Annotated in this window: 7 protein-coding genes; 6 read left to right on the plus strand and 1 reads right to left on the minus strand. The window is 67.7% G+C overall.

The window, feature by feature from the left end:
- Positions 1 to 156: 156 nt before the first annotated feature.
- On the minus strand, positions 157 to 630 hold the full coding sequence (locus G6020_RS02360; protein ID WP_182609539.1) for an SRPBCC family protein: 474 nt from the start codon (positions 628 to 630) through the stop codon (positions 157 to 159).
- 284 nt (positions 631 to 914) lie between these two features.
- Between G6020_RS02360 and groL the strand changes: the two genes are divergently transcribed.
- From groL to G6020_RS02390, 6 genes are all read left to right on the plus strand, one after another.
- Positions 915 to 2,537: a chaperonin GroEL gene (gene groL / locus G6020_RS02365; protein ID WP_179523441.1), complete on the plus strand. Its 1,623-nt coding sequence runs from the start codon at positions 915 to 917 to the stop codon at positions 2,535 to 2,537.
- A gap of 282 nt (positions 2,538 to 2,819) precedes the next feature.
- Positions 2,820 to 2,963 (plus strand): hypothetical protein, encoded by a 144-nt coding sequence (locus tag G6020_RS02370; protein WP_182609540.1) that lies wholly within the window; start codon positions 2,820 to 2,822, stop codon positions 2,961 to 2,963.
- 51 nt (positions 2,964 to 3,014) lie between these two features.
- Positions 3,015 to 3,170, plus strand: coding sequence for a hypothetical protein (locus G6020_RS02375; RefSeq protein ID WP_182609541.1), 156 nt, complete (start codon positions 3,015 to 3,017; stop codon positions 3,168 to 3,170).
- 402 nt (positions 3,171 to 3,572) lie between these two features.
- On the plus strand, positions 3,573 to 3,722 hold the full coding sequence (locus G6020_RS02380) for a hypothetical protein (protein ID WP_182609542.1): 150 nt from the start codon (positions 3,573 to 3,575) through the stop codon (positions 3,720 to 3,722).
- Positions 3,723 to 3,841: 119 nt separating this feature from the next.
- Positions 3,842 to 4,003 carry a hypothetical protein gene (locus G6020_RS02385; RefSeq protein WP_179523438.1) on the plus strand — a complete coding sequence of 54 codons (162 nt, stop codon included), beginning with the start codon at positions 3,842 to 3,844 and terminating at the stop codon, positions 4,001 to 4,003.
- 367 nt (positions 4,004 to 4,370) lie between these two features.
- On the plus strand, positions 4,371 to 5,480 hold the full coding sequence (locus G6020_RS02390; RefSeq protein WP_179523437.1) for an alpha/beta hydrolase family protein: 1,110 nt from the start codon (positions 4,371 to 4,373) through the stop codon (positions 5,478 to 5,480).
- Positions 5,481 to 5,805: the final 325 nt, after the last annotated feature.

The raw sequence follows: 5,805 nt of genomic DNA on the forward strand, positions 1-5,805 counted from the left end.
CCAGGGTGGGGCCGGGTTCCTCGCGGTCGGGGGTGGCGGGGTCCGCGTCGTCGGTCCAGAGCGCGCACCCGGTGAGCGCTGCCACGAGGGAGCCCGCGAGGATCGTCGCGAGCCCGCTCCGGGCCACCGCGACCACGCCCACCCCGGCCATGGCGGTCAGCCCTGCTCGACGAGGGCCTTGATCCGCTTCAGGGAGGTCGACACGCCCCTGTCCAGTTCCCTGGTGAACGAGGGCTGGCCGCCGAAGACCTTGTCGGTGAGGAACGTCGAGATGAAGGTCAGGCCGTTCGGGACCTCACGACGTTCCGTGAGCCGGGTGCCGCCGTCGGCGGTGGGCTCGAGCTCGAAGACCCAGACCGTGGTGTTCTCGGTGATGCGGTTGGCGAACCTTCTGCCGGGCTCGAACTCGACGACACGGCTGGTGGTGGGCCAGAAGATCGGGCCGCGCTTGTTGATGTTGAGCGCCCACGTCCCGGCGGTCGTGCGGCCACCGAGGGCGACGACCTTGTGCGCCTGGCTGCTCCACTGGGGGGCGTTGCGGACCTCGGAGACGACTTCCCAGACCCGGGCCGGTGGGGCGTCGATCTCGATCGAACTCTCGATGGCGGCGGGAGCGGACTCGGTGGGCATGGATGGCCTTCCAATGGGAACGGGCTTCGATGGCGTCTCGATGGTAGGGGACGGGGCGCGGCCGTGCGTGTCGTTCGCCCGCCGCGAACACCGGGCCGCACCCTTTGCACTCGTGGGGGGCGAGTGCTAGAAAAGCGGTTGGCACTCGGCTACCCTGAGTGCCAGCAACACCTGAACTGAGGTCGCAAGGTGAGGCGCGGATCTGACACGGTCCGCTCCGTCCGTCGCGGGCGCCGACGCCGACCACATACGTGTCACCCCACACCCGGAGGATGATTCACCCAATGGCAAAGATGATCGCGTTCGATGAAGAGGCCCGCCGCGGCTTGGAGAGCGGTCTCAACCAGCTCGCCGACGCCGTCAAGGTCACGCTCGGCCCCAAGGGTCGCAACGTCGTGCTGGAGAAGAAGTGGGGCGCCCCCACGATCACCAACGACGGCGTCTCCATCGCCAAGGAGATCGAGCTCGAGGACCCGTACGAGAAGATCGGTGCGGAGCTCGTCAAGGAGGTCGCCAAGAAGACCGACGACGTCGCGGGCGACGGAACCACCACCGCCACCGTCCTGGCCCAGGCGCTCGTGCGCGAGGGCCTGCGCAACGTGGCCGCCGGTGCCAACCCCATGGGCATCAAGCGCGGCATCGAGAAGGCCGTCGAGGCCGTCACCGCGCACCTGATCGCCTCCGCCAAGGAGATCGAGACCAAGGAGCAGATCGCTGCGACCGCCGGCATCTCCGCCGCCGACCCGGCGATCGGCGAGCTCATCGCCCAGGCCATGGACAAGGTCGGCAAGGAGGGCGTGATCACGGTCGAGGAGTCGCAGACCTTCGGCCTGGATCTCGAGCTCACCGAGGGTATGCGCTTCGACAAGGGCTACATCTCGCAGTACTTCATGACGGATCCGGAGCGCCAGGAGGCGGTCATGGAGGATCCGTACGTCCTGCTGGTCTCGGGCAAGGTCTCCACCGTCAAGGACCTCCTGCCGCTGCTGGAGAAGGTCATCGGCGAGGGCAAGTCCCTGCTGATCATCGCCGAGGACGTCGAGGGCGAGGCCCTGTCCACGCTCGTCGTGAACAAGATCCGCGGCACCTTCAAGTCCGTCGCCGTCAAGGCCCCGGGCTTCGGTGACCGTCGCAAGGCCATGCTGCAGGACATCGCGATCCTCACCGGTGGCCAGGTCATCTCCGAGGAGGTCGGCCTCTCGCTCGAGACCGCCGACATCTCCATGCTGGGCAAGGCGCGCAAGGTCGTCGTGACCAAGGACGAGACCACCATCGTCGAGGGTGCGGGCGACCAGGGGCAGATCGAGGGACGGGTCAACCAGATCCGCGCCGAGATCGAGAACTCCGACTCGGACTACGACCGTGAGAAGCTCCAGGAGCGCCTCGCGAAGCTCGCCGGCGGCGTCGCCGTGATCAAGGCGGGCGCGGCCACCGAGGTCGAGCTCAAGGAGCGCAAGCACCGCATCGAGGACGCGGTCCGCAACGCCAAGGCCGCGGTCGAGGAGGGCATCGTCGCCGGCGGCGGCGTCGCCCTGGTCAAGTCCGAGGTCGCCATCGACGGGCTGTCCCTCGAGGGCGAGGAGGCCACCGGTGCGAAGATCGTCAAGTTCGCGCTGAGTGCCCCGCTCAAGCAGATCGCCTTCAACGCCGGTCTCGAGCCGGGCGTCGTGGCGGAGAAGGTCCGGAGCCTCCCGGGCGCCCAGGGCCTCAACGCCGCCACCGGCGAGTACGAGGACCTGCTGGAGGCCGGTATCAACGATCCGGTCAAGGTGACGCGCTCCGCGCTGCAGAACGCCGCCTCCATCGCGGCGCTCTTCCTCACCACCGAGGCCGTCGTGGCCGACAAGCCCGAGCCCGCCGGTCAGGCGATGCCGGGTGGCGACGAGATGGGTGGCATGGGCTTCTGACCCGAGCCCACACAGTACGCCGGGCCGTGGCCCGCACCGGAGAACCCCGGTGCGGGCCACGGCCTTTTGTGCGTGCCCTCGGACGGGTCACGGCGGGCCCGACACTCCTGGACCGCGGTGGCGGTCCCGTAACAGGATCGTCATCTTTCCCCCGCTGCGTAAAGAGCCTGTGATCTGCGGTTACGGTGCCGTTTCGCCCATTGTGGTGGACGCGCGTCCTTTTCTAGTGTTCCTGTCAGGCGCCTCGAAGGGTGCCGTGAACGCACGAGAACGGAGAACACCATGCCCGACTTCGGTCAGCTGTCCGACCTCTTCGGAGGCATCACCGACATCCTCGGAGCCGTCGTCACATTCACCGGGTCGCTGGGGGGCGAGGGGGGCATGAACGACTTCTTCGATGCCGTGTCGAGCATCAGCGCCGACTGATCCCAGAGCCCACCTCCAGAGATAACCACCCAGCAGACCTAGGAGTACACCATGTTCCCCGAGTTCGGATCTCTCGCCGGCGTCAGCGGCGCCCTCGGCTATGTCAACGACTTCCTCGGCGCCTTCGGAGACCTGTTCTCCGGCCTGGCCTACTTCACCGGAGGCGACTTCGAGGAGGCCCTCGCCGGTGGCTTCATGATGTGGTGACCCGAGCCTGCTGAGGGCGGCCATGCCCTCAGCACACCGGTGCGGCCCGTGCGATCTCCCTCGCGCGGGCCGCACTGCTGTGCCACGCGCAGTTATGTGGGCGCTTGTCTAGATGAATGTTTATCGACCTAAAGGTGTCTCCGCGGCGTCGCCACGCCCCGCCCAGCGTGAGGGAAAGTTAATGCGCTCGATTAAGTCGTTGACTCAATAGTATTTGCGCAGGCAGATCAAGGTGCTAGGGTTTCCTTGCATCTAGTGATCTGGGTCACGAAGGGTGCGCCGGGCGGATAAGGCGTCACCCGGCTGCCGTCGAGACCGAGGTCACACTTGACTTCGGAGCCGCTCAGATTACGCTGACTCTGGCCCCATGAGCCGGGGCACCACTTTCAAAGGGAGACACACATGCCTGACTTCAGCGCCATCAGCGCCGCGCTCACCGCGGTCAAGAACCTTCTCGACGGCGTCGTCAGCTTCACGGGTTCGGTCACGGGCGAGGGCACCCTCGACGCGCTGGCGGCACTCGGCAGCCTCGGCGGCGAGACCGTCAACTGATCTGCCTCAGATCCTCGCGCTCCGGCGCACCGCCCCGGCTGCGGCGTAAAGCAGCCGACCCCCCGAACATCATCTCGGCCCGGATCCGTCCGGACCACACCTCTCTATAGGAGTACAGCATGGGTATCGACCTCGGTTCCGTCGGCGAGCTGCTCGGCCCGAAGGGTCTCGTCGACCTCGCGGGCGGCCTGCTCGGCGCCGTCAACAACGTCGTCAAGGGCATCGGCTACTTCGCCGGTGGCGACTTCCAGAAGGCCCTCGACGCCGGCTTCATGGCCTGAGTCGTACGGCTGATCGACAAAGGGCTCCGGGCCTCGCCCGGGGCCCTTTCTCGTGCGCTCCCCGGTGTGGCGCCCGCCCACGCGCCGCGCGGGGTGTATCGGATTTTCTTCATATCGGTAACAAGAGGCCGGGTAGCGTCGATAATGTTGACGTGAGCCGCAAGGGTGGTTCCGCGGTTACCGGCGGGCCACCCGGGTATGTCATCCTCGGATGGTGCCCGGCGGGCGCAAGGCTCGGTCCTGTAGGCACGCTTCCACCTGGGGTGTGCTTAGTGGGACTTGTGTGACTACTGGGAATCGGGTTAGCTGTCAAGCGAGGGTCTGCCCGGGTCCGTCTGTGAACAACGAGAAGGTTAGGCGTCGGAATATGCGTTCAGTCAAGAGCGGCCGGTTGGGCACCAAGGTCGCCGCAGCGGCCATCGCCGCGGCCATGGTCCCCGTCGTTGCCACGGGCACGGCACAGGCCCAGGGTGGCAACATCCAGTACACCAAGGCCACCGCCCAGAACAAGGTCGTCGAGACCCAGCTTCCCGACGGTCGACTGATCGTGTCGGTGTGGTCGGACAAGATGGCCATCGAGGTCCCGAACATCGTGCAGCGCCCCCGCGACGGTAACGCCGGCGCGCCGGTGCTCTACCTGGTCAACGGCGCCGGTGGTGGCGAGGACTCGGCCACCTGGCAGGCGCAGTCGGACGTCCGGGCCTTCATGTCCGACAAGGACGTCTGGACCGTCACCCCGATCGGTGGTGCCTTCTCCTACTACACGGACTGGCAGCGTCACGATCCCAACGTCCAGACCCGCTACGCCCGCGAGACCAACCGCCCGATGGCGTTCGAGACCTACCTCGCGCAGGAGCTCCCGACCCTCTTCGAGGGCCGGTACGGCGGCAACTACCCGAACCGCAAGCGCAGCCTCGCCGCGATCTCGATGACCGCCACCTCGGTCCTGACGATCGCCCAGAACCACCCGGGCCGCTTCCAGGCCATCGGCTCGTACTCGGGTTGTGCCGAGACGTCGACCCCGATCGGCTACCAGTTCATCAACATCGTCACCGGCATGCGTGGCGGCGCGAACCTCGACAACATGTGGGGCCCCTACCCGGGTCCGGGCTGGGTGGCCAACGACCCGGTCGCCCAGGCGCACAAGTTCGTCGCCCAGCGCGACAACGGCACCCTGCCGGCCATGTTCATCTCCACCGGCAACGGCCTGCCCGGCCCGCACGAGTCGCTGGAGAACTGGCGTCTGCGCAACAGCATCCCGGCCCTCGCCAACCAGGCGATCGTCGGCGGCATCATCGAGGCGGCCACGCAGTACTGCACGGCCAACCTCGCCCGCCGCTTCGGCGAGCTGCAGATCCCGGCCCAGTTCGACTTCGCGCCCAACGGCACGCACTCGTGGGGCTACTGGGAGGACGACCTCAAGCAGTCCTGGCCGATGATGGCCCAGGCGATGAACGCGCGCTACGGCCCGATCTGATCGGCTGACGCGCCGGCGCCCCCGGGTCCCGGCTCCGACGGACCCCGTCCCACCATCCGAGTGGGGCGGGGTCCGTCGTCGTCCGTGGGCGTGCAGCGTGCGCGTGGTCACGTCGGGCCGGGTGCGGTGTGGGCAGGGGACTGCGGCATCCTGTACGCATGACCAAGACCGACGACCCGCGGCGGACCGAGCTCCGGCACGCGGACGGCAGCACGAGTCCGCTGTTGATGGTGGAGGCCGACCGGCGGGACTCCGACAGGCCCGCCGTGCTGGTCCTGCCCGGCATCGCCGTCGGCGCCCGGTACTACCTCCCGCTGGCCCGCGC

This window comes from Dietzia sp. B19 (genome assembly GCF_014145155.1).
GTDB lineage: Bacteria > Actinomycetota > Actinomycetes > Mycobacteriales > Mycobacteriaceae > Dietzia > Dietzia natronolimnaea.